This is a genomic window from Flavobacterium branchiarum (assembly GCF_030409845.1).
GTDB classification, from domain to species: Bacteria; Bacteroidota; Bacteroidia; order Flavobacteriales; family Flavobacteriaceae; genus Flavobacterium; species Flavobacterium branchiarum.
This window is the reverse complement of sequence record NZ_JAUFQQ010000003.1, coordinates 84,372-109,878: the sequence shown is the minus strand read 5'-3', so window position 1 is coordinate 109,878 and position 25,507 is coordinate 84,372. Positions and strand designations below refer to the sequence as shown.

The window sequence follows — 25,507 nt, the reverse complement described above, 5'->3', positions numbered from 1 at the left end:
ACTAAAAAACATACTATATTTGCACCCGCGTTAAGCACGGTACCTTAGCTCAGATGGTAGAGCAATGGACTGAAAATCCATGTGTCCCTGGTTCGATCCCTGGAGGTACCACGAAACCCACTCAAACGAGTGGGTTTTTTGTTTTTATTCAAATAAATAGATTCTTTCTTTCAATTTAACTTGGATAATCTAAAAAACATTCTATATTTGCACCCGCGTCAAGCACGGTACCTTAGCTCAGATGGTAGAGCAATGGACTGAAAATCCATGTGTCCCTGGTTCGATCCCTGGAGGTACCACAAAACCCACTCAAACGAGTGGGTTTTCTGTTTTTAACCACAATCTTATCTTTTTACAAAGATTTTGGATTCGTTTATTTCTAGATTAACGAATTGCTTTACACACTTTACTTAGTTAGTTTAGCCATTACTTAAACCCCACTTCTAAGAAAGATAACTCTATCTTCTTACCACCTGCTATTGCTCACAAAAAATACAAAATAATAAATCAATCTGTTTTTGTTAAAAAAATATCAAATAATACGATTTATATATTCTATTTTAGTAAAATAATAATCATATCAATTTCTACATAGAACATCAATAGAATAAAAGCCAATGAGTAACACATCTACAAAAGGAATCTGGAAAGTCATCTCAGCTTCTTCTATGGGAACAATGATTGAGTGGTATGATTTTTATATTTTCGGTAGTTTAGCTGTAGTTATTTCAACAAAATTTTTTCCATCTGACAATCCAACAGCATCTTTCTTGGCTACTTTAGCCACTTTCGCAGCAGGGTTTGTCGTTAGACCTTTTGGCGCCTTATTCTTTGGACGTCTTGGAGATTTAATTGGTAGAAAATATACTTTCATGGCAACCTTACTATTAATGGGTTGCTCTACTTTTTTAATAGGATGTATACCGAGTTATGAAACAATCGGTTATTTCGCTCCTATATTAGTACTTATTTTACGTTTACTACAAGGCCTTGCTCTTGGTGGAGAATATGGTGGCGCAGCAACTTATGTTGCCGAACACGCTCCTGTGGGCCAACGTGGCTACTGGACATCATGGATCCAAACTACTGCAACTGTTGGTCTTTTTATTTCATTAATGGTTATCTTAATTACAAAAAATTCTCTTTCGGCAGAATCATTTGATTCCTGGGGCTGGCGCGTTCCTTTTTGGCTATCTATTGTAATGGTTGGCGTTTCTTACTTAATACGAAAAAACATGGATGAGTCCCCTGTTTTTGCCAAAGCAAAAAAAGAAGGCAGTATTAGCACAAATCCTTTAAAAGAAAGTTTCGGAAATAGATACAATTTAAAATTTGTCTTACTTGCTTTATTTGGCGCAACAATGGGGCAAGGGGTTGTTTGGTACACGGGACAATTTTACGCCATGAGTTTCATGAAAACCGTAATGAATATAGAATCTTCTCAAGTAGATGGCTTACTCGGTATTGCGTTATTACTAGGAACACCATTTTTTATCTTTTTTGGTTGGTTGAGTGATAAAATAGGACGGAAATATATCATGATGGGCGGTATGTTACTTGCCATCTTACTCTACAGACCTATTTATAAACAAATGTATGAAACTGTAAACCTTGACAATAAAAGCATTTCTAAAACATACAAAACGGAATCAAAAAACAATGACAAAAAAGAACATTACGTTATTACTAATAATGAATATTCAGACGGCACCTTTGTTACTAAAAAACTAATAAATCATACCGATACCGGAAAAACAGATTCAGAGTTACAGACATCAATTACTGCTAATTTTGACGATAAATGGACGTTGATTTTTCTAGTTTTTGTTCAAGTTATATTTGTTACAATGGTTTACGGCCCTATCGCAGCATTTTTGGTAGAAATGTTCCCTGCAAAAATTAGATATACGTCTATGTCACTACCCTATCATGTTGGAAACGGAATTTTTGGCGGTTTACTTCCTGCTATATCAACCTATTTTGTAACACATTCTAAAGAAACTGGCAAGGCTGATTTTTATCTTGATGGTCTTTGGTATCCAATTATTATAGCGACGATATGTTTTGTTATCGGAATGATTTACATTGACAATAAAAGCAAAAATACTCATATTTAACCCTTTTGTAATGAATCTATTAAAACGAATATTAGGAATACTATGGATAATTTTATCTATTGCAGCAGCTTACTTTTGCATTTTCGAATTTGGATTACCAAAACTTGTTTCAGATAAACAAGAAGATATCGTTTTTGGAATTATTATTCTTTTTATCCTCACTCCACTAATTGTTTTAGGACTAGGAACTTTTGGATATTTTTCGCTGGTAGGAGAATACAATAAAAGAAAATAAACCTTTCTTTTCCTATTTTAACAAACTAGATTAAAACAAAAAACTGCCTGTTATAATAACAGACAGCTTTTCACACTAACTAACCAATAATTTATTTTTTCAAAAACTTCAATACTTCTGTATTATTGTTTTCATCTGTTGCTTTTACGAAATACAAACCTGAACTTAATTCACTTACCGAGAATTCTGAAGTCAACTTTGCGTTACCTGAAAAACGCTTCACCAATTGTCCAGACAATGAATAAATAGCTACGTTTAAAACTGGTGCGCTAAGAGTAAAATAATCAGTTACTGGATTTGGATATAAAGTAATCCCATTTGGTTTTTCAAAATCTTCTATGGCCAGCAACGCTCTCTTATTTCCGTAAATTCGAAATTCTCCTGCTGGAATTGCTATTGTTGCTGCTACATTAGTAACATTAATCGATGTATTATCCATTAAATTATACCAAACACCTGCATATGGAAAACCCGTGGCTACAGCTTTATCTGTAACATCAAAATTTGTTAAAATCAACACATCTTTTAACTGTGTTGTTGCCAGAGCGCTATTGGTGATTTTTATATTTGGCGACAATGAATTTGAATTCGATACTGTGGCTAATCCTAAAAAAACAGGCTCGGTGGTTTTCATAGTAATCATTTTTGCCCAATCATTATAAATTTTGCTTCTACCAGAATTCCCTAACCAATTGCCTGTCCATTGTGATTGTAGCTTTTTATCTAACTTACAATTTCCAGAAATTGTTCCCGACTCATCATTTACAACTCCATTTTCACAAGCAAAAATAGAAGCATCCCAACCTAGATCACCAAAATGCCATATCATTTTTGGGCCAGGAATCAATAATGTCACTGCTCCAATTGCAGACATTCTAGACAATGCTACATTTAGGTTCTTCACATTATGACTTGCATTATTGCTATTACCGTATTGAATGTTTTTATACATTAATCGCTCCTCATCATGACTCTCAGCATAACCCATTAATCGATTTGCTGAAAAACCACGGCTAGTGCTTGTCATCCTAGAAATATTAGTATCTGTGTCATACCCCATTGATAATTGATTATATGCTTGCGTCATTTTCCCCCACATCATAACTCCTTTACTTATAGGATCAGTGATTCTATAATTTGCCCATTCTTTTTCTTCAGCATCACTCCCTAAATGTTCAAAAATTGTATAATGTGTAGGATCTAATCCCCAAGAATAATCTGCATATGATTTTAGTACATCTACTCGATCTTGTTGCAACCTATTCGTACACGCTTCGTCGGCAGCTGTACAATTTTGTGTAAATCCTTTGGTTAAATCCCAACGAAATCCATCAATTTTATATTCTTCAATCCAATGCTTAATAACTCTTTTTACATAATTCTGAGTTAAAGCATTTTGATGATTAAAATCTTCTCCTACACTGTAACTGTGCTTTGCCTCTACATTAAAATAGGGATTATCGGCTGCGACCTTGCCCCAACCGTCATTATCATGATCATCCATCCACATTCTCACCATTGGATTACGACCATAAGCATGATTTAAAGCCACATCTAGAATAACTGCAATTCCGTTTTGATGGCATAAATCAATAAACTCCTTAAACTTATCTGAAGTACCATAAAACTTATCCAAAGCCATATGAAACGACGTATTATAACCCCAACTTTCATTACCATCGAATTCCATTACAGGCATTAATTCAATAGCATTTACTTTTAGATTTTTAAAATAATCTATTTTATCAATCAAGCTCTGATAGTTTCTTCCCGCATCAAAATCACGTATTAAAACTTCATAAACAACTAACTTTTCTTTTTCTGGTTTTTCAAAATTTGATACTTTCCAAGGGTAGGGCATTTCACCTGTTTTCAAAACTGTAACTTCTCGTTCTTGCCCAACAGGATAAGCAGGCATATTAGGATAAGTTGCAGATGGAATACCAGGATCATCAAATGGAGACAAAACTAAAGTAGAATAAGGATCGGCTGTTTTTACTAATGAAGGTGAGTTAGCAATTGGCGAATTGGCAACTACCCAATATTGATAAGTATTATTTACTCCCGAAACCAATCCTGTTAACGCTAACCAAAACTTACCCGAAACCGGGTCTTTCTTCATTGCGTATGAACTTGTAGGCACCCAATTATTAAAACTACCTGCAACATAAACGAAGTCCTTTAATGGTGCATTTAAAACTAATGTCGCTTTGGTTGGATCTGAAAGATTATAATTTATTCCATCGACTAATCCAGCGGGCATTGCCTCTAAAATAGTTATTGGATTAACTATTGCTGAGAATTTTTTTACTATAGTCGTCCCAGACTGGGTTATACTTAATTCATAATTTTGATTGGCAGTAATATTAGTATGATTAAACGAATAACTAGATGTACTGCTATTCGAATTAATAACTACTCCATTTGATTTCAAGCTATAACTTGCGACACCATTGGTGTTAATTGCACTAATATTCAAGCCTCCTCCATTAGCAACAATAGTATTACTATTTTCCGAAGGTGACGTTAGAATAACTTGAAAAACACCAACTTTTAAGAAAAAATCAGAACAAGCTGGCGCTAATTTTAATGTTTGAGAACCATTCGCATTTCGGAACACTAACCCCATTTTAGTAGCTTCTGATTGTTGCAAACTTGTTAATCCGAAATACACACTCGGTGTGATAGTAATACTCCATGTGCCATTTGGATTTTTAGTCATTAAGCCAACACCGTCATCGGCTCCCCAATTTCCTTTTGCAGTTGCCCAAGGATTTGCTTCAGAACCAATTCCAGAATGCATGTATACTTTGGTAGGATTCGCCCCCAATTCATTGCACGTTGTCGAGGCAAACGAAGCCGTAATAGTTATTGATTCATTCACCTGAAATACAGCAGGCGATACTGTTATTTGTTGCGCATTGGATATTACTACAAAAAATAGAAACAAAAATAATTGTATAGTTATTTTCATAATATGGTTAGTTTGGTTGGTTGGTTAATTTTTATAAAAAAGGGCTATCCGTAGATAGCCCTTTTAATATTTGCATTAAAAATTATAATCCTGTAACTGTAGCCGTTCCATCAAAACCAATTATCATGGTTGGCTTAGCACCTGCCTTAGGTGTAAAATTCTTCCCTGTTCCACCATCACCAACAAAATATAAATCTCCTACATTAAATTTCCAGTCTTCAGTAGATCCATGAATGAAGTTACTTGTGTTTTTAGATCTAAATTTCATTTCACCTGCTGTTATATTTGTAGCTGTGTATGACCACTCATTAGTCGAGAATTTATAAGCCATTGGAGTTTCTCCATCCCAACTACCTGGTGTAGCAGCACCAATGATTCCCCAATTCATTTTTATAACTTTGCACTTCATTGCATCTAAATCTACTCTTACATAGTACAATCCTGCACCATCAATTTCAGCAATTTTAAGATCACTACTTGTACCTGCATCGATCAAAGTAAATTCTTGCCCACCAGAAATTGCAGCTACAGAACTAGCTGTTCCATAGTTACCATGCTCCCAAGTTTTTCCGTCTCCAGTAAACTTAAATCCATCACCAACATTTACTTTCACAAAACCTTCAAAAACATTTGTACCTGCTTCAAGGTCTCCAATGTATTTCAGACCAAGTCCATTCTTTTCATCCCAACCTGATTTACCATAATAAGATTGAGGAGCACCTACTAAATATAGCTCAGGTGTTATGTAAATAATCTTTTCGTATGCATTTATTTTCATTACTTGAACTGCTGAATAAGCAACATTCTTAGAAATATTTGCTACAGTAGAGACTCTAACATCAATATCTACCAATGATCCAAAAGCTATTGCTGGTTTTCCTTTAGAAACTAACAAAACATTCAATTTATTGACCGCCTTATTTAAATCTAAAAAAGTAAAAGCATGAGAAGGTGTAGATACACTTTCTTCAAATATCTTTACAGACTCAGAAAAATTCCCACCATGAAGTGCAATTTCTAAAAAGTATGATACAGCACCATTATATTCTAAAACTGCTGGTGACCATTTAAATGTACCTGCTTCTGTTGCATCATTAACACCTTCTTCATTCACATATTCAGCAGGTGCTGGTAGTGGTTCTAAAACAGGTATTGTAGTAATTCTTTCAGGTTCAAAAACAACGATATTTGCATCTTCACTACTACAAGAATTCATAATGAACCCTAGCAATCCTACAAATAAAAAAGTTAATTTTTTCATATTCGTTTATATCTTTAATTATTAATATCCAGGGTTTTGTGGTAATAAATTTTTATTAGCTAGATAAGCAAATTCTGGAATTGGAAAAATATTACGATTAGGATCTGTATCTGTTTTTTCCCACCAAATCCCTGTATATTTACCAAAACGAATTAAATCTTGACGTCTGTGTCCTTCCCACATCAACTCTCTACCTCTTTCAGCTAATATAGCCGTAAGTGTATACCCTGACAATTGAGGAACTTCTGCTCTAGATCTAATCTGATTTACTAATGCATCTCCTGCACCAGCTCCATTTAATCTTACTAACGCCTCAGCTTTCATCAAGATGATATCAGCCAATCTAAAAATTGCAAAATCATTACTTAAATTCTCTTTTGCTCCTGGAGCAACTTGCCATTTAGCAACTCTAACTCCAGACATTTTTACAACTGCACTAGAATATACACTATTAGACATCTGCAACTCTGGAATAAAAGGAGTAAATACTAATGGAGCACCATCTGCTGCTGGATCATTTATTGCATCACCCGCAACAGTATATTGCTGACCAACTAACAACATATTTTTTCTCAAATCTGTACTCTGAAAAGTATTATAATGCGCCTCAAGTGTAGCAAAACCATTCCAAGGAGCAGTACTCATTCCGAATGTCAATTGAGACAATCCATGTAAAGTTCTCATATGAAGATTAAAACCTTTAAAAGCATCTTGATCATAAGCAATGGTATAGATGTTTTCTTTAGATGTTTCATTAGCCGTTTTAAAAGAAGCCAATGGGCTTGCTTCTAATTGGTATCCCATTCCGATTACTTTATCACAAGCATCAGAAGCCTTTTGCCACATTGGAGTTCCTGTATACACTTCAGCATTTAAATATAATTTAGCCAACAATGCATAAGCAGTTCCTTTATTAATAGCACTAGCACTAGCACCTGCAACTGGATCAGCTAAATAAGGTATTGCCCCTTCAACATCTGCTACTAACTGCTTAAAAACTTCTGCTCTAGGTGTTCTTGCTGGAAATTCATCTGCTCCTGTAAAAGTTCTAGGAAATGAAATATCCCCAAAATTATCCATTGCCAAATAAAAATAATAAGCTCTGGAAACTTCTGTTTGCGCAAGAACTTGTTGAACTGCAGGGTTCGCTTCAGCACCTTCCTTCAACAACTCAATAGCTCTATTCGCTCTTGGAATTGAAGTATAAATCATTCTATACAACTGTATAATTGCATCAGTAGTTGGAGTCCAAGTATGTCTACTTAACTGTCTCCATTTACCACTATCATCCCAATCCGAACCTCTTGTTGGAGCAACAGCCTCATCAGAAGTAATTTCTTGAGTAAACCACCATCCTCCATTATCTAACATAGGTTGAGTTCCTGCAAAAACAGGCGTTGAAACTCTAAGTGCCTGTTCAGCATTCTCAGGATATTCACTCCCTAATAGATAATCTCTATCTGTTATTTCTAAATCAGTACAAGCAAAAGCTAACAAGCTAATACCAATTATACCTATTTTACTTTTAAATTTCATAATAATAAATATTAAAATATAAGGTTTAAACCAAATGTTATAGTTCTAGTTTTTGGATAGATATTAAATTGATCTGTTCCAAAATAAATTTCTTTGTTGTCTTTTCCTCCAGAAAAATTAACCTCTGGATCGACACCACTATACTTCGTTAATGTAAAAACATTATTTACAGAAGCATAAAATCTAATTTTACTAGCGGCTTTTAAAAATGTAGGGTTGATAAAATTATATCCGATATTAACGTTATCTAGTTTAATAAAACTACCATCTTCTATAAAGTAAGACGAAGATTGAGATGCACTTTCTTTAACACCTGCATCATTTAATGCCAGTGCCTCATGGTTCACGTTTCTTGTTCCAATTTGAGTTGGACTACCAAAAACTTGATTAGTACCATTGTAAATATCATTACCATAAACTGCTCTAAATGATAAAGACATATCCCAGTTTTTGTATTTTAAATAATTACTCCATCCCATTTCAAACTTTGGCAATGCATGTCCAATTACTTTCTTGTCATCTGTAGTTGCATCACTTAGATATTTTGTGTTCCCTTTATTATCTTTAATAAGCCATTTTCCACTAGAGAAACCTGCATGTTCGTAACCATAAAAAGTACCTAATTCATAACCTTTCTGCATTCTTTGTGTTGAAACACCAATTAAACCAGGTCCTGTTATAAAGTTTACATCTAAATAACTGTAGTTATATTGAGCATTACCCAATGCATTTACATGTTGTTTATTTTGCGTGTAAACAAAAGTTGTATTCCAACTAAAATCTTTATTTTCAATTACGTTAATATTTAAAGTAGCCTCAATACCTTTATTTTCTAACTCTCCACCATTAATAAAAGTTGTATTAGAAAAATTGGTTTCAATAGGTACATTCGTATTTGCAATAAGCATGTTACTGATAGTCTTATTATAGTATTCAAAAGACCCTGTAACTTTATCATTAAACAATCCAAAATCAACACCTAAATTCAATTCTGTATTTTTATCCCATTTCAAATTAGGGTTACCATTATTAGAATAGGTAAAATTAGTTATCGGATTTCCTGCAGCATCTACTGTTGCTTGTGGCGAAACTTTCAAATCTTTAGCATCTACAGGAATGTTACTATTTCCAGAAATACCCCAACTCGCTCTAAGTTTCAAATTATTTAATGCACTAATATTATCTGCTATAAAATTTTCTCTTGCCACATTCCAAGCAACTTGTACTGATGGAAAATATCCCCATTGGTTATTTGCACCAAAAACAGAAGAACCATCTTTACGAACAATACCTGCAATGTAATATTTAGAATCATAATCATACATAGCTCTAAAAAAGTAACCAATATCTTTACGTGACGATTTAAAAGAAGTAATATTTCCTAATTGAATATTTTCAAAATTCAGTAAGTTATCAGACCCAATTATATTAGAAATAGGATTATTCCCTTCAGCTTTGAAGCCATCATTACCAGTTGATCTATATGAATAACCCCCTAATAAAGTTAAATTATGAACTCCTGCAAAAGATTTTTTATAAGTAAGAGTAGCCTCAATCATAGATTGCTCTTTATTATTATACTCTCTATTACCATAACCATCATAAATAGACGACGGAAGTTCTCCCTCTACAAAAACATATCTGTAATATGGTTCAAAATAAGTTTTCTCCCAATCTTCTCTAATATAACTTAAAATAACTTTAGCATTTAACCCTTTTGCTATCTCTAAATCTAATCCAAGATTACCATTTATAAATTTTGCATCTCTTTGGTTTTGGATATTATTTACCGAATGCATAGGATTGAAGTAACTATTTACACCTCCAACTTCTAATAAACTTCCGTTTGGATTATATACTGGATCGGTAGGACGTCTTTGGTAAGCTTGAAAAAGAACTTGACTTTTTCCATCATCCCCATAATTAACAAAATCATTATTCTCAATAGTTCCAGACAATCCGAAATCAACAACTAACTTGTCATTAAAACTTTTTTGAGTAACGTTAAGTTTTCCTGTAGTTCTTTCCTTTCCAGATTTACCAATAATTCCCTCCATATTAGTATGAGTTATAGAAGCTCTATAAGAACTACTTTCAGACCCACCACCAATAGCGAAATTGTAATTATTAGTTATACCTGTTCTTAAAATTTCATCTTGCCAATCTGTGTTTCCACCCAAATCAGTAAATGCTTTACTATTTAATGAAGTATAATCTCTATATTCTTTTGCAGACAATAAATCTAATTTTCTTGCTACATTGTCAATAGCAACATAAGTATTAAACTCAATACTTGTTTTACCTTCTTTACCTCTTTTAGTTGTAATAAAAACTACCCCATTTGCACCATCTGCACCATAGATAGCAGTCGAAGCGGCATCTTTAAGAATATCATAAGAAACGATATCTTCTGGAGAAATTGTCGTAGGATCAATTCCTCTCACACCATCAACTACATATAAAGGGCTTCCTCCAGCTGCGAAACCAGCTGCACCTCTAATCTTAACATCAAATCCTTTATTTGGATCTCCTCCTTGTTTGGTAATAGTAACCCCAGCAGCTTTACCTTGAAGAGCTTGAATAGGATCAACAAGCGCTCCCTGAATTAATTTAGAGGCTGTAACTTTAGAAACCGCACCAGTAGCATCTTTTTTCTTAACAGAACCATAACCTACTTGAACTACAACTTCCTTAAGTTGATTTGCATCTTCCTCTAAGGAGAAATTAACTAATTTTTGCCCATTATAACTGATAGAAGAACTAACATAACCAATATAGGAAGCGACAACTTTATCACCACTCTTTAAATTAGATAGCTTAAATTTCCCATCAAAATCCGTCGAAGTACCATTGGTACTACCTTGTACATTTATATTTACTCCTGGAATTGGTTGCCCTGTCGCTTTGTCCAGAACAACTCCTTCTAATGTGCTCTGAGCAAGAACACTAAAAGGAAGGAGTAAGAATAAAAATAACAACTTTTTATAAATTGTTTTCATACTTTTTGTTTAAATTAAAATTGAGTTTTGGTTTATTTATTGACTTTTATTTTTACTTCGAATCTCAAAATTAAGGATTTATTAACATGCCCGACACATAGCACTTTTTATTGGTTTACGAAAACGTGATAGTGTTGAAAACTTTCTTTATTCTACAAGTTTTTAGCCAGAATACTATCATTTTAAAAAATAAATCATACCTTTATTAACAAAACAATTTTTTCCATATTACCAGTATGAAACGCAAAATAACCCTTAAACAAATCGCTAAGGAGCTTGATGTATCTATTTCTACCGTATCAAAATCATTACGAAACAGCCTAGAAATAGGAGAAGACACTCGATTAAAAGTTCAGGCTTTTGCCAAATTCTACAATTACAAGCCCAACAATATAGCACTCAGTTTAAAGAATCGTAAAACCAAAACTATTGGTATTATAATTCCCGAAATTGTGCATCATTTTTTCTCAACTGTTATTAACGGAGTAGAGCAAGTTGCCAACGAAAACGGATACAGCGTTATCATATGTTTATCTGATGATTCATTTGATAAAGAAGTACTTAATATGGAAATGCTTGCCAACGGAAGTATCGATGGTTTCATCATGTCTCTATCTAAAGAAACTCAATTTAAAGGAGATTTTCACCATATAACCGAGGTCATAAATCAAGGAATGCCAGTTGTAATGTTTGATCGAGTTACCAATGACATTTTATGCGACAAAGTAATTATTGACGACAAATCGGCTGCTTATGGAGCGGTTCAGAATTTAATCGATAAAGGCCGTAAAAAAATAGCCTTAGTTACTACTGTCGATTATGTTAGCGTTGGAAAACTACGAACCGATGGATACACAAAAGCACTACTAGACAACGACATCCCTTTTAACGAAGATCTCATCATAAAGATTGAAGATGTAGATACTTGCGAAATTATCATTAGCCAATTATTAGAAGATCGTGCAATAGATGCTGTTTTTGCTGTTAATGAACTTTTTGCTGTAACTATAATAAAAACCGCTAGTAAAATGGGACTTAGAGTTCCTGAAGACTTAGCCGTTATAGCCTTTACAGACGGAATTATATCTAAATATTCGACTCCAACTATAACAACAGTAAGCCAAAGCGGCAACAAAATGGGAAATAAAGCAGCCAAAATGCTTATAGATCGCTTGGAATTAGAAACCGAAGAAGGCGAAGAGGAAGAAGAAAATTACAAAACAGAAGTTATCGAAACTCACCTTATAGAAAGAGAATCTACAGATTAATATTCTTACAATCCTAAACAAAAGAACCCATTATTAATTTTAATGGGTTTTTTATTTGCTTCTTTAAAAAAATAATTTATAAATTTACGCCAGCTCAAAACTTTTACTTTTACTTCGAAAATTAAGTTAAGTTTTGATAAGCATAGCGCTTATCGTACATTCATTAAATTACGATAATGGAAAAGCGTAGATTAAGTTTCTGGGAAATTTGGAACATGAGTTTCGGTTTCTTAGGAATACAAATGGGGTTTGCTTTACAAAATGCAAATGCCAGCAGAATTCTTCAAATTTTTGGTGCCGACGTACACGAACTTTCTTGGTTTTGGATAATTGCTCCTTTAATGGGATTAATTGTTCAGCCAGTAATTGGACATTATAGTGATAAAACCTGGGGGAAATTTGGACGAAGAAAACCTTTTTTTCTTGTAGGTGCTATTCTAGCTTCAGTTGGATTAATATTAATGCCACAGGCAAACATTTTCACTTCAATACTACCCGCTTTATGGGTTGGTGCCGGAATGCTTATGATTATGGATGCGTCATTTAATATTGCCATGGAGCCCTTTCGTGCTTTAGTTGGTGACAATTTAAGAACAGACCAACGTACCGCAGGATTTAGTATTCAAACAGCACTTATTGGCTTTGGAGCTGTAATTGGTTCTTCTTTACCATATGTCTTGACGAAATGGTTTGGAGTCCCTAACAGTAGCCTTCCCGGAAGCGTTCCTTTAAATCTTACACTTTCTTTTATTTTAGGTGCCGCAGTTTTAATCGGCTCTATACTTGTTACCTTATTTACAACTAAAGAATACTCTCCTGATGAATTGGCTCTTTTTGAAGACCCAAAAGCGGAGAAAATTGAGATTGAAGAAAAATCAAAACTCACAGACATCTTTAGAGATTTTGCAAAAATGCCAACCACCATGCGCCAACTTAGTTGGGTGCAGTTTTTTTCATGGTTTGGACTTTTCGGTATGTGGGTATTTAGTACCCCTGCAATTGCACATCACATTTACGGATTACCCCTAGATGATAATTCTAGCCAAAGCTATCAAGATGCTGGGGATTGGGTTGGAATACTTTTCGGAGTTTACAATCTAGTATCAGCCATTATAGCCTTATTTTTTCTGCCAATGATTGCTAAAAAAATTGGACGAAAATCGACTCATGCTCTTTCTTTAGTTATAGGTGGAATAGGTTTAATATCTATTTACTTTATGCCAGATGAAAATTGGGTTATTCTTTCTATGGTATTAATTGGTGTGGCTTGGGCTAGTATCCTCGCAATGCCATATGCTATCCTAGCAGGATCGATTGCTCCTAAAAAAATGGGCGTTTACATGGGGATATTCAACTTCTTTGTAGTAATTCCTCAAATAATAAACGCAATAATTGGAGGCCCAATTGTAAAATACCTTTATAACGGTGATGCTATATACGCATTAATTACAAGCGGTGTCAGCTTTCTGATAGCTGCTGTTCTAGTTTACAAAGTGAAAGATGTAGATGATATTAAAAATGAAACCTACGACAAGAAATCTTTTAAATAAGACAAAAAGTAGGCTTCTCTCAGTTAAAATATTTTTCGAAAGAAATTAAAAAATAAGCATATTATTAAATGAATACAAAAGCATTCATATTCGACCTAGACGGTGTAATTGTTGACACTGCTAAATACCATTATTTGGCATGGCAAAAAATTGCAAATGCATTAAACATTGACTTTACACACGAACATAACGAACTTTTAAAAGGAGTAAGTCGTGTACGTTCATTAGATATTATCCTAGAACTAGGAAACATTCAAGCTTCACAAGAAGATAAAGACAAATGGCTTATCCAAAAAAATGAAGACTACCTAACTTATTTGGTAGATATGAATGAAAGCGAAATTCTTCAGGGTGTTTTGCCTGTATTAGAATTTTTAAAAGAAAAAAAGCAAGCTATCGCATTGGGTTCGGCAAGTAAAAATGCACGCCCGATTCTAGAAAAAACAGGAATCATTTCCTACTTCGATGTTATCGTTGATGGTAATGATGTTACAAATGCTAAACCAGATCCAGAAGTTTTCTTAAAAGCAGCTCGACTACTAAACATAAGCCCTGAAGATTCAATCGTTTTTGAAGATTCGGTTGCAGGAGTCCAAGCAGCCAATATCGGAAAAATGACTAGCGTAGGCATAGGTTCTAAAGCTGTCTTGCATGAAGCGAAATACGTCTTTGAGGATTTTACCTTAATAGATCAAACATTCATCGAATCATTAATTACAGCATAAATCAATCAAACAAAACAAAATGAATCAAGATTATATAAAACCAGACAATTGGTCAATAATAGAAGAAGGCTTTGATGTAGAGAGAGTTAAATCGTCTGAAAGTCTTTTCAGTATCGGAAACGGTGCTATGGGACAACGTGCCAATTTTGAAGAAAAATATTCGGGAGAAACTTTTCAAGGAAGTTATATAGCTGGAATTTATTACCCAGATAAAACTAAAGTGGGTTGGTGGAAAAACGGATACCCAAAATATTTTGCAAAAGTATTAAACGCTCCAAATTGGATTGGTATCAATATTGAAATCAATGAAGAAGCTTTTGATTTAAATTCTTGTACCGAAGTGAAAAATTTCCGTAGAGAATTAAACATGCAAGAAGGTTGGTACAATCGTTCTTTTGAAGCAACCTTAAAAAATGGAACAGAAATCGCTGTTAACGTACGTCGTTTTCTATCTCTAAATTTAGATGAAGTTGGTATTATTAAATATGATATTACTCCATTAAACAAAGATGCTAAAATACTTTACAAACCATATATTGATGCAGGTGTTACCAATGAAGATGCTAACTGGGAGGAAAAATTCTGGGAACCTCTTGAAGTAAAAAAAGCAACAAACGAAGCTTTCGTAACTGCTCAAACCTATAAAACTCATTTTAAGGTTACAACTTTCATGCACAATAGTATTTTTGCTAACGGCGAAAATATTAATATCTCTCCTTCAACAATTGATTCTTCATCAGATAAGGTAGAATATACCTATGGCGTAATTATTGCAAAAGGACAAACTTCATCTATACAAAAAATTGGTGGATATACTGTTTCATTGAATCATACTAACACTCTTGCCGCTGCAGAAAAAGCGATTAAAGAAGCATTAAGCAAAGGGTATGACCAATTATTACAAGAACAAATTGATGCTTGGGCAAAAGTTTGGGAAATGTCAGATATTACTATTGAAGGTGATGTAAAAGCACAACAAGGAATTCGTTTCAATATTTTTCAGTTAAACCAAACCTATTCAGGAAAAGACAACCGATTAAATATTGGACCTAAAGGATTTACAGGAGAAAAATACGGAGGATCTACTTATTGGGATACTGAAGCATATTGCATTCCGTTTTACATGGCTACTAAAGACCAGCAAGTTGCAAGAAATTTATTGACTTACCGTTACAATCAGCTTGATAAAGCAATTGAAAACGCTAAAGACAATTTAGGTTTTAAAGATGGAGCGGCTTTATATCCAATGGTAACTATGAATGGTGAAGAATGCCATAACGAATGGGAAATCACTCATGAAGAAATTCATAGAAATGGTGCCATCGCTTTTGCAATATTCAATTACAATCGCTACACAGGAGATTACTCATATATTCCAGAAAAAGGATTAGAAGTATTAATCGGAATCGCTCGTTTCTGGCACCAAAGAGCCTCATTCTCTACTGACAAAAATCAGTATGTGATTTTGGGAGTTACAGGTCCAAACGAATACGAAAATAACATCAATAATAATTTCTACACTAATTATATTGCTAAATGGTGTATTGATTATGCTACAGAACAACTTACAAAAGTTACTACTGAATACCCAGCTGACCACAAAAGAATTATCGAAAAAGTACAACTTACAGAAAACGAAATTCAGGAATGGAAAAAAGTAGCAGACAATATGTACTTCCCTTTTTCAAAAGAACTTAATGTTTATTTACAACAAGATGGTTTCTTAGATAAAGACTTAGTTCCTGTAAAAGATCTAGATCGTTCACAACGTCCTATAAACCAAAAATGGTCTTGGGATCGTGTATTACGCTCACCATACATCAAACAAGCCGATGTTTTACAATGCTTTTACTTCTTCGAAGAACATTTTTCTAAAGAGGAGCTATTGCGTAATTTTGAGTTTTACGAGTCGTTTACTGTACATGAAAGTTCACTTTCGCCTTGCGTACACTCAATTCAAGCCGCTGCATTAGATAAAATGGATATGGCGTATACATTCTACTTAAGAACTTCACGTTTAGACTTAGACGATTACAACAAAGAGGTAGAAGAAGGTTGTCATATTACATCGATGGCAGGAACATGGATGAGTATTGTAGAAGGTTTTGGAGGAATGCGTGTAAAAAATGACACGCTACATTTCTCTCCAAAAATTCCAAAAGAATGGACAGGATATTCTTTTAAAATCAACTTTAGAAATCAAATTCTAAAAGTATCAATAAACCATAATGAAACTACGTTTTCAGTAGATGGAGATGATGAATTAGCCATTGTCGTTAATGGCCAAACCGTAGTAGCTAATAAATTTGTAACAACATAATTACTAGTTTCTACATCTATTTTTATAACATTTTTAATTAAACAACATGAAGAATTTCATTTTCACAGCCTTCATTCTAGTTGCTTTTTGTAACATCACAAAAGCACAACAACTAAAATCGCCTGAAGGAAAATTTGTCATGGAGTTTTCGCTACAAAGCGATGGAACTCCAACTTACAATCTTAAATACAAAAATAAAGAGGTTGTAAAATCCAGTAAGTTGGGTCTTGAGCTTAAAGATGATAAAAAATCATTGTTAAATGACTTTACGGTTGTTGATACAAAAACTACAACTTTTGATGAGAACTGGAAACCAGTTTGGGGAGAAGTAGCTTCAATTCGTAATCATTATAATGAATTGGCTGTTACATTAAACCAAAAAGGAACAGACAGACAAATAATCATCCGTTTTCGTTTATTTAATGATGGACTTGGATTCCGTTATGAATTTCCAACACAAAAAAATCTTACGTATTTCATAATCAAAGAAGAAAAAACTCAATTTGCAATGACGGGTGACCACACTGCATTTTGGATTCCTGGTGATTATGACACACAAGAATATGATTATACAAAATCAAAATTATCAGAAATCCGTGGATTGGCTGAAAAAGCGTATACAGCAAACGTTTCACAAAAGTCTTTCTCTCCAACAGGAGTTCAGACTTCGCTTATGTTAAAAACTGCTGAAGGATTATTTATTAATCTTCACGAAGCTGCATTAATTGATTATTCATGTATGCACTTAAACTTGGATGATAAAAACATGATATTCGAATCATGGTTGACTCCAGATGCAAAAGGAGACAAAGGACACATGCAAGCTCCTAGTCAATCGCCATGGAGAACAATTATTGTTAGCGATAATGCGACAGAAATTCTTGATTCAAAATTGACATTAAACTTAAATGAGCCATGTAAAATCGAAGATACATCTTGGATTAAACCAGTTAAATACGTAGGTGTTTGGTGGGAAATGATTACAGGAAAAAGTTCTTGGTCATACACAAATGATTTTCCAACAGTACAACTTGGTATTAGCGATTACTCAAAAGCAAAACCAAACGGTACACACGGAGCAACTAATGCTAATGTAAAAAAATACATTGACTTTGCTGCTGAAAACGGTTTTGGTGCTGTTTTAGTTGAAGGTTGGAATGAAGGTTGGGAAGACTGGTTTGGACACTCAAAAGATTATGTTTTTGATTTCGTTACTCCTTACCCAGATTTCGACGTAAAAGGATTACACGCTTACGCAAAATCAAAAGGTGTAAAAATAATTATGCACCACGAAACTTCTGGTTCTGTTCGTAATTATGAGCGCCATATGGATAAAGCATACAAATTCATGAACGACAATGGATACGATGCTGTAAAAAGTGGTTACGTAGGAGATATTTTACCAAGAGGTGAAAATCATTACAGCCAATGGATTGTGAACCATTACCAATACGCATTAGAAAAAGCTGCTGAATACAAAATTATGGTTAATGCTCACGAAGCAGTTCGCCCAACAGGTATTAGCAGAACATATCCTAACTTAATTGGTAACGAATCGGCAAGAGGAACAGAATACCAAGCATTTGGTGGTTCTAAAGCAAATCACGTTACAATTTTACCTTTTACAAGATTAATTGGTGGACCAATGGATTATACTCCTGGTATTTTCGAAATGGATATTAGCAAACTTAATCCAGATAACAAATCGCATGTAAACAGTACAATTGCAAATCAATTAGCATTATACGTTACTATGTACAGCCCATTACAAATGGCTGCTGATTTACCTGAGCACTATAACAAATTTGCTGATGCTTTCCAATTCATCAAAGATGTTGCTATTGATTGGGACGAAAGTAAATACCTAGAAGCTGAACCAGGTGACTATATCACTGTAGCTCGTAAAGCTAAAGGTACTAACAACTGGTTTGTAGGTAACGTAAACGGAGATGTAAGCCGTACATCAAACATCAATTTCAATTTCCTTGAAAAAGGAAAGAAATACACAGCTACAATTTATGCTGATGCAAAAGATGCACACTACAAAACAAATCCACAAGCTTACACAATCAAGAAAATTGCTGTAACAAATAAAACAAAACTATCTCAGTTATCTGTTCCAGGTGGTGGTTATGCAATTAGTATAATCGAAACCAAATAACTCTTTAAAAAAGACAAGTAGTCCTCTAGATTGCTTGTCTTTTTTTCTAAAGAGATAAAATAAAAGTCACCATAAAGCTGCTTGATTTGCAAAAGCTACGTGCAAAAAAATCGATCTTGTTTTAATCGAATTAAAAAAAAACAAAATATGAGAATACCACTTCAAACAAACCAAACATTATATAGAATACTTTTAGTTGTTCTATTATTTTCTGCTTCTGCAAAAGCGCAAATCCAGAAAACTGAGCCCCCATTTTGGTATGCTGGCATGAACAATCCAGAACTTCAAATCATGTTCTACGGAAAAAACATTGCACAATACGAACCTTCTGTTTCTAACAATGTAGTCATTAAAGACATTAAAAAAACCGAAAACCCTAACTACCTTTTCGTAACAATCGACACTAAAAACATACCTGCATCTGAGTTCGTTTTTTCATTTAAAAACAAGAACAAAGTTGCATTCACACAAAAATATTCATTAAAGAAAAGAAGAGAAAATTCTGCTCAACGCAAAAGTTTCGATGCTTCTGACATGATGTACTTAATTATGCCAGATCGTTTTGCAAACGGAAATCCTAAAAATGACAATGATGCTTCATTAGTAGAAAAAGCAAATCGCTCAATTCCTGGCGGACGTCATGGTGGTGATATCGAAGGAATCATCAAAAACTTAGATTACATTTCATCTTTAGGAGCAACAACAATTTGGAACGCGCCTTTAAACGAAGACAACGACAAAGAACATTCGTATCATACCTATGCACAATCGGATGTTTACAAAATCGATGCGCGTTACGGAACGAATGAGGATTATGTTCGTTTATCGAATGAGATGCACAAAAGAGACATGAAATTGGTTATGGATTATGTAACTAATCACTGGGGAATCACGCATTGGATGATGAAAGATTTACCAACAAAATCATGGACTAATCAATTTGAAAACTATACTCAAACACACCACAGACGTGAAGTAATAACAGATATCCACGCTTCAAAACTTGACAAAGAAGTTTGTATCGATGGATGGTTTGTTCCTTCAATGCCAGATTTAAATTTAAAAAACCCATTGGTTGCAAAATACTTAACTCAAAATGCAATTTGGTGGATTGAATATGCAAATCTTGACGGATTTAGAGTAGATACCTACAACTATTCAGATCCAGCGGCAATGGCAAACTGGGCAAAATCAGTTACAGATGAATATCCAAACTTTAATATTGTTGGAGAAATCTGGATGCATAATCAAGCTAATTTAGCGTATTGGCAAAAAGACAGTAAAATTGGAGCAATCCAAAATTACAATTCAAACTTACCAAGTGTAATGGATTTCACTTTACACAACCAAATCGGATCTGCTTTTAATGATGACGAAGCAAACTGGGATAATGGTATGATTAAATTTTACAACAATTTTGCTTTAGATTATCTATACCCAAATACAAACAACATACTTGTTTTTGCAGAAAATCACGATACCAGCAGAATCAATGACCTTTACAAATATGATGTCGCTAAATACAAATTGGTAATGACATTAATGGCAACCGTTCGTGGAATTCCGCAATTGTATTATGGTTCAGAAATTGGAATGGGTGGAGACAAAAGTCAAGGTGATGGCGGAATCCGTTTAGATTTCCCAGGTGGATGGAAAGGTGATACTAACAATGCTTTTACTAAAGAAGGTAGAACTGCTAAACAAGCTGAGTATTTCGATTTCACATCTAAATTATTCAACTGGAGAAAATCTAATGAAGCAGTACATTTTGGAAAAATGACTCACTATATTCCAGAAAACAATACCTATGTTTATTTTAGATATACAGATGCAAAAACTGTAATGGTAGTTTTTAATAACAATGCAAAACCGCAAACTATTAAAACAAACCGTTTCCAAGAAAACATCAAAAATTTCAAAACTGGAAAAGACATCCTAACGGATAAAAAATTCGATATAACATCTGAAATTACTTTAGAACCTAAATCTGCTGTTGTTTTAGAATTAGAATAAACACTATCCTTTAAACAAATAGTTTTAGCCACAGATTAAACCAATTACAATGAATTTTAATTCTTGTTGTTAGTTTGATTTGTGGCTCTTTTTTTCTAGAATAAAACATTACAAACATTTAATAGCTATAAAAATTTAACCGCAAAGTACGCAACAGTTTTAGCAAGGCACGCAAAAAAAAACATAGCACTCACACATAGCTTTGCGAACGTTGCGAATTCAGCAAAACAAACTTTGCGCTCCTTGCGATTAAACCTCAAAATCATTAAAACTTTATAAATAGTTAACCCAAAGTACGCAACGGTTTACGCAAGGCACGCTAAGCTTTGCGAACTTTGCGAATTCAGTAAAAAAAACTTTGCGCTCTTTGCTATTAAACCTCAAAATCATTAAAACGCTATAAATATCTAACCGCAAAGCACGCAACAGTTTACGCAAGGCACGCTAAGCTTTGCGAACGTTGCGAATTCAGCAAAACAAACTTTGCGCTCCTTGCGATTAAACCTCAAAAACACAAAAACTTTATAAATATTTAAATGCAAAGTACGCAACAGTATACGCAAGGCACACAAAGCTTTGCGAACTTTGCGAATTCAACAAAACAAACTTTGCGCTCCTTGCGATTAAACCTCAAAATCATTAAAACTTTATAAATAGTTAACCCAAAGTACGCAACGGTTTACGCAAGGCACGCTAAGCTTTGCGAACTTTGCGAATTCAACAAAACAAACTTTGCGCTCATTGCGATTAAACCTCAAAAACACAAAAACTTTATAAATATTTAAATGCAAAGTACGCAACAGTATACGCAAGGCACGCTAAGCTTTGCGAACTTTGCGAATTCAATAAAATAACTTTGCGCTCCTTGCGATTAAACCTCAAAAACATAAAATCTTTATAAATAGTTAAACGCAAAGTACGCAACGGTTTACGCAAGGCACGCTAACCTTTGCGAACTTTGCGAATTCAGTAAAAAAATCTTTGCGCCCTTTGCGGTTAAATCTTAGAAACTAGAATAAAAACTTTACGACCTTTGCAACTAAACTTCAATAAATGCTAAAAATAGCCCATCGTGGAGCAAGAGGGTACGAACCCGAAAACACCTTACAAGCCTTTCAGAAAGCAATCCAAATGAAAGCCGATGGCATTGAATTAGATGTACAACTTAGTTCAGATGGTCATCTTATTGTAATTCATGATGAAACGATTGATAGAACTACCAACGGAAAAGGTTTTGTAAATAACCTATCTTTGCAAGAATTAAAAGATTTCCGAATAGAAAACAAACATCAAATTCCAACATTATCAGAAGTTCTGGATTTAGTAAATCAGCAATGTTTTATTAATATCGAATTAAAAGGTATTGGAACTGCAGATGCTGTAGTAACATTAATTGAATTATACATTTCAGAAAAAAACTGGAGCTACGATTCTTTTCTTGTTTCAAGTTTCGATTGGGAATATCTAAAACAAATTAATTCTCTGAATCCAAAAATAGCAATTGGGGTTTTAACAGAAACGGATATTGAATCGGCTATTACTTTTGCAAAAGAAATAAAAGCCAAAGCAATACATCCCGATTTTCATTTGCTAAACAAAGAGAACACAAAACAAATACAAGAAATAGGATTTCAGGTTTTTCCTTGGACGGTTAATGAAAAGGAAGACATTGCAAAAATAAAAACATACAACGTAAACGGAATCATTAGTGATTTTACAGATAGAATATGACTCAAAATTTTGATATAATAATAGTAGGTGGTGGAGCAGCAGGATTTTTTACAGCAATAAATATTGTAGAGAAAAACTCAAAATTAAAAGTCGCTATTTTAGAACGAGGATCCGAAGTACTTACAAAAGTTCGTATTTCTGGTGGAGGGCGTTGTAATGTAACACACGCTTGTTTTGAACCTAATGAATTGGTTAAATTTTATCCGCGTGGCGAAAAAGAATTACGAGGACCATTTCATCAATTCTGTTCGGGAGACACAATCGAATGGTTCGAAAAGCATGGAGTAGAATTAAAAATTGAAGATGACGGAAGGCTATTTCCTGCATCTAATTCTTCTCAAACTATTATAGATTGTTTTTTAAAAGCTACTGCAAAATTAGGCATTACTGTACTTACAGGACAAAGTGTACAATCAATCTATAAAAATGAAAATTTCTGGAAAATCGAAACACAAAATCAGAATTATATAGCTGATAAATTGGTTCTAGCAACCGGAAGCAATCCTAAAATATGGGAAATGCTACAAACTTTTGGACATGCAATTATAAGCCCTGTCCCTTCCCTATTTACATTTAACATAAAAGACCCAAGAATAAAAGAATTACCGGGCGTAGCAGCACAAGCAACTGTAAAAGTAAAAGAGACCAAACTCGAATCTACAGGGCCGTTATTAATAACACACTGGGGAATGAGCGGACCAGCAATTCTGAAACTTTCGGCTTGGGGAGCTCGTATTTTGCATGACAAAAATTATCAATTCACCATTTTTGTAAATTGGTTAAACGATGTAGATACCGAAGATGCTGAGAAAAAATTAAAAGAATTAAAACAGGAACATGCTAAAAAAGCCGTTTCAAAAAAATCACCTTTTGACTTTCCAAATCGATTATGGGAAAGTTTAGTGCTTGCTTCTAGTATAGAAACTGAGACAAAATGGGCAGATTTATCTAAAGTTCAACTTCAGAATTTAGCCAATCAATTGACAAATGCAACATTCCAAGTAAATGGAAAAAGTACTTTTAAAGAAGAATTTGTAACCGCTGGCGGAATTGATTTAAAGGAAATTAACTTTAAAACTATGGAAAGCAAACTTCATGAGAAATTATATTTTGCTGGAGAGATTGTAAACATAGATGCCATAACAGGAGGGTTTAACTTTCAAAATGCATGGACAAGTGGGTTTATTGTAGCTAATAACATTTAGTAAAACAGTTATGGAGTCAGCATTAAAAGAACAAATACTCTCAATTTCTTCATTTACAGAAAATGAAATTGAAATGATTCTTTCGTGTTTTGAATATGAAAAATTTGATTCCAAAACATACCTCTTGCCTATTGGAAAAATCAGTAACAAGATTTTCTTCATCATAAACGGATTGGCTCGTACGTATTACCTCAAAAACGGAAAAGAAATCACTACCTATTTAAGCTGTGACAATGGCTTTATAAGCTCCTATTCGAGTTTTATAAATCAAACCGTTTCTTACGAAAACATTCATTGCCTTGAAGAATGTGAAGTTCTTTCTATAAACTATGAGAAAATGCAGTATTTATATACTGTAATTCCAAATTGGGAACGTGTAGGAAGAATTCTGGCTGAACAAAACTATCTCTGTATGGCCGACAGAATATTAAAACTTCAAATGATTCCTGCAAAAGAAAAATACCAGACTTTTCTAGCAACTGCTCCTCAAAAAATTGTTCAAAGAACACCATTAATTCATGTTGCCTCATTTTTAGGAATAACTCCAGAATCCTTAAGCCGTATCAGGCAAAACATTTCTTAACATTTGTCAAGAATATATGGCTACTAAATTCAAATCTTTGCGAATATAAAATTCAAAAAAGATGAAAAAAATAGCCGAAGATGTGTACCAAATTTCTTTATTTCCTAGAAATGCAATTAATTGTTATTTAATAGGAGATGTACTAATTGATGCTGGAATAAAAAGTTCTGCATCTATTATTCTAAATGCTTTAAAAGACAAAATTGTAACAAAACATGTACTCACGCATGCACATGCAGATCATCAAGGCAGTAGCAAAATTATATGTGAAACACTAAAAATTCCACTTTGGTGTAATGCATTAGAAAAAGCAAGTGCCGAAAACGGAAATGTTACTTTTGACTATCCAAATCCAACACATTTGATTTCAAGATTTCAACAAAAATTCTGGGCAGGAAAAGGGCATCCCGTTTCGCATACTATAAAAGAAGGAGACCAAATCGCAGGATTTTCAGTTGTAGAAACTCCTGGTCATTCAAAAGGGCATCTTTCCTTTTTTAGGAAAAAAGATAGCTTACTCATTGTTGGGGATGTAATGACAAATATGAATTTAATGACTACAATTGTTGGCTTAAATGAACCTCCTAATTTATTCACTTCTGACAAAGAATTAAATAGAAAGTCTATCCTAAAACTAGCTTCTTTAGAACCAAAAATTCTCTGCTTTGGCCATGGACCCATTTTAATAAACAATGGAGAGTTCGAAAAGTTTGTAAATAAAATTATCCTTAAATAACAATCCTATTCTCAAAACACAAATTAACAAGACTTTACACATTTCATAAGATTTACTTAAGACAATTATAATAAATTTACTCTCAACTAATTA

General features: G+C 33.8%; 16 protein-coding genes and 2 tRNA genes. 14 read left to right on the top strand and 4 right to left on the bottom strand.

The features are described 5' to 3' along the window. Nucleotides 1-38 precede the first annotated feature (38 nt). From QWY99_RS00805 to QWY99_RS00790, 4 genes are all read left to right on the top strand, one after another. Nucleotides 39-111: transfer RNA gene (locus QWY99_RS00805), tRNA-Phe, on the top strand. A 115-nt stretch (nucleotides 112-226) separates the two neighbouring features. Next, nucleotides 227-299: transfer RNA gene (locus QWY99_RS00800), tRNA-Phe, on the top strand. A 318-nt stretch (nucleotides 300-617) separates the two neighbouring features. Continuing rightward, entirely contained in the window at nucleotides 618-2,117 is a 1,500-nt protein-coding gene (locus tag QWY99_RS00795) for an MFS transporter (protein ID WP_290259851.1), read from the top strand. Nucleotides 2,118-2,127: 10 nt separating this feature from the next. Then, a complete protein-coding gene (locus tag QWY99_RS00790) occupies nucleotides 2,128-2,352 on the top strand; it encodes a DUF6814 family protein (RefSeq protein WP_290259850.1) in 225 nt (74 codons plus the stop codon). A gap of 91 nt (nucleotides 2,353-2,443) precedes the next feature. On the opposite strand, the gene QWY99_RS00785 is transcribed toward QWY99_RS00790, so the two are convergent. From QWY99_RS00785 to QWY99_RS00770, 4 genes are all read right to left on the bottom strand, one after another. After that, entirely contained in the window at nucleotides 2,444-5,326 is a 2,883-nt protein-coding gene (locus QWY99_RS00785; RefSeq protein WP_290259846.1) for an alpha-amylase family glycosyl hydrolase, read from the bottom strand. Nucleotides 5,327-5,408: 82 nt separating this feature from the next. Next, a complete protein-coding gene (locus QWY99_RS00780; protein ID WP_290259842.1) occupies nucleotides 5,409-6,587 on the bottom strand; it encodes a SusE domain-containing protein in 1,179 nt (392 codons plus the stop codon). A 21-nt stretch (nucleotides 6,588-6,608) separates the two neighbouring features. Continuing rightward, a complete protein-coding gene (locus QWY99_RS00775; RefSeq protein ID WP_290259840.1) occupies nucleotides 6,609-8,123 on the bottom strand; it encodes a RagB/SusD family nutrient uptake outer membrane protein in 1,515 nt (504 codons plus the stop codon). 11 nt (nucleotides 8,124-8,134) lie between these two features. Continuing rightward, a complete protein-coding gene (locus QWY99_RS00770; protein WP_290259837.1) occupies nucleotides 8,135-11,122 on the bottom strand; it encodes a SusC/RagA family TonB-linked outer membrane protein in 2,988 nt (995 codons plus the stop codon). A 236-nt stretch (nucleotides 11,123-11,358) separates the two neighbouring features. Between QWY99_RS00770 and QWY99_RS00765 the strand changes: the two genes are divergently transcribed. The 10 genes from QWY99_RS00765 to QWY99_RS00720 all read left to right on the top strand — a co-directional run bounded on the left by QWY99_RS00765 (nucleotide 11,359) and on the right by QWY99_RS00720 (nucleotide 25,414). Next, nucleotides 11,359-12,390, top strand: a complete 1,032-nt coding sequence (locus QWY99_RS00765; RefSeq protein WP_290259615.1) for a LacI family DNA-binding transcriptional regulator — start codon at nucleotides 11,359-11,361, stop codon at nucleotides 12,388-12,390. Between the two features lie 176 nt (nucleotides 12,391-12,566). Continuing rightward, the gene (locus tag QWY99_RS00760) at nucleotides 12,567-13,940 is read left to right on the top strand and encodes an MFS transporter (protein ID WP_290259834.1); all 1,374 of its coding nucleotides are present in this window, start codon (nucleotides 12,567-12,569) and stop codon (nucleotides 13,938-13,940) included. A 68-nt stretch (nucleotides 13,941-14,008) separates the two neighbouring features. Next, nucleotides 14,009-14,665, top strand: coding sequence for a beta-phosphoglucomutase (gene pgmB / locus QWY99_RS00755; RefSeq protein ID WP_290259617.1), 657 nt, complete (start codon nucleotides 14,009-14,011; stop codon nucleotides 14,663-14,665). 19 nt (nucleotides 14,666-14,684) lie between these two features. Beyond that, nucleotides 14,685-16,985 (top strand): glycoside hydrolase family 65 protein, encoded by a 2,301-nt coding sequence (locus QWY99_RS00750; RefSeq protein WP_290259619.1) that lies wholly within the window; start codon nucleotides 14,685-14,687, stop codon nucleotides 16,983-16,985. A 46-nt stretch (nucleotides 16,986-17,031) separates the two neighbouring features. Further along, complete coding sequence (locus QWY99_RS00745; RefSeq protein WP_290259621.1) at nucleotides 17,032-19,146, top strand: glycoside hydrolase family 97 protein; 2,115 nt, start codon at nucleotides 17,032-17,034, stop codon at nucleotides 19,144-19,146. A 147-nt stretch (nucleotides 19,147-19,293) separates the two neighbouring features. After that, nucleotides 19,294-21,159 carry a glycoside hydrolase family 13 protein gene (locus QWY99_RS00740; RefSeq protein WP_290259623.1) on the top strand — a complete coding sequence of 622 codons (1,866 nt, stop codon included), beginning with the start codon at nucleotides 19,294-19,296 and terminating at the stop codon, nucleotides 21,157-21,159. Between the two features lie 1,053 nt (nucleotides 21,160-22,212). Then, nucleotides 22,213-22,890 carry a glycerophosphodiester phosphodiesterase gene (locus QWY99_RS00735; RefSeq protein WP_290259625.1) on the top strand — a complete coding sequence of 226 codons (678 nt, stop codon included), beginning with the start codon at nucleotides 22,213-22,215 and terminating at the stop codon, nucleotides 22,888-22,890. After that, entirely contained in the window at nucleotides 22,887-24,095 is a 1,209-nt protein-coding gene (locus QWY99_RS00730) for a BaiN/RdsA family NAD(P)/FAD-dependent oxidoreductase (protein WP_290259627.1), read from the top strand. The genes QWY99_RS00735 and QWY99_RS00730 overlap by 4 nt, the downstream gene beginning before the upstream one ends. Nucleotides 24,096-24,105: 10 nt before the next feature. After that, the gene (locus QWY99_RS00725) at nucleotides 24,106-24,678 is read left to right on the top strand and encodes a Crp/Fnr family transcriptional regulator (protein ID WP_290259629.1); all 573 of its coding nucleotides are present in this window, start codon (nucleotides 24,106-24,108) and stop codon (nucleotides 24,676-24,678) included. Nucleotides 24,679-24,739: 61 nt separating this feature from the next. Further along, on the top strand, nucleotides 24,740-25,414 hold the full coding sequence (locus QWY99_RS00720; protein ID WP_290259630.1) for an MBL fold metallo-hydrolase: 675 nt from the start codon (nucleotides 24,740-24,742) through the stop codon (nucleotides 25,412-25,414). The last annotated feature ends 93 nt before the right edge of the window (nucleotides 25,415-25,507 follow it).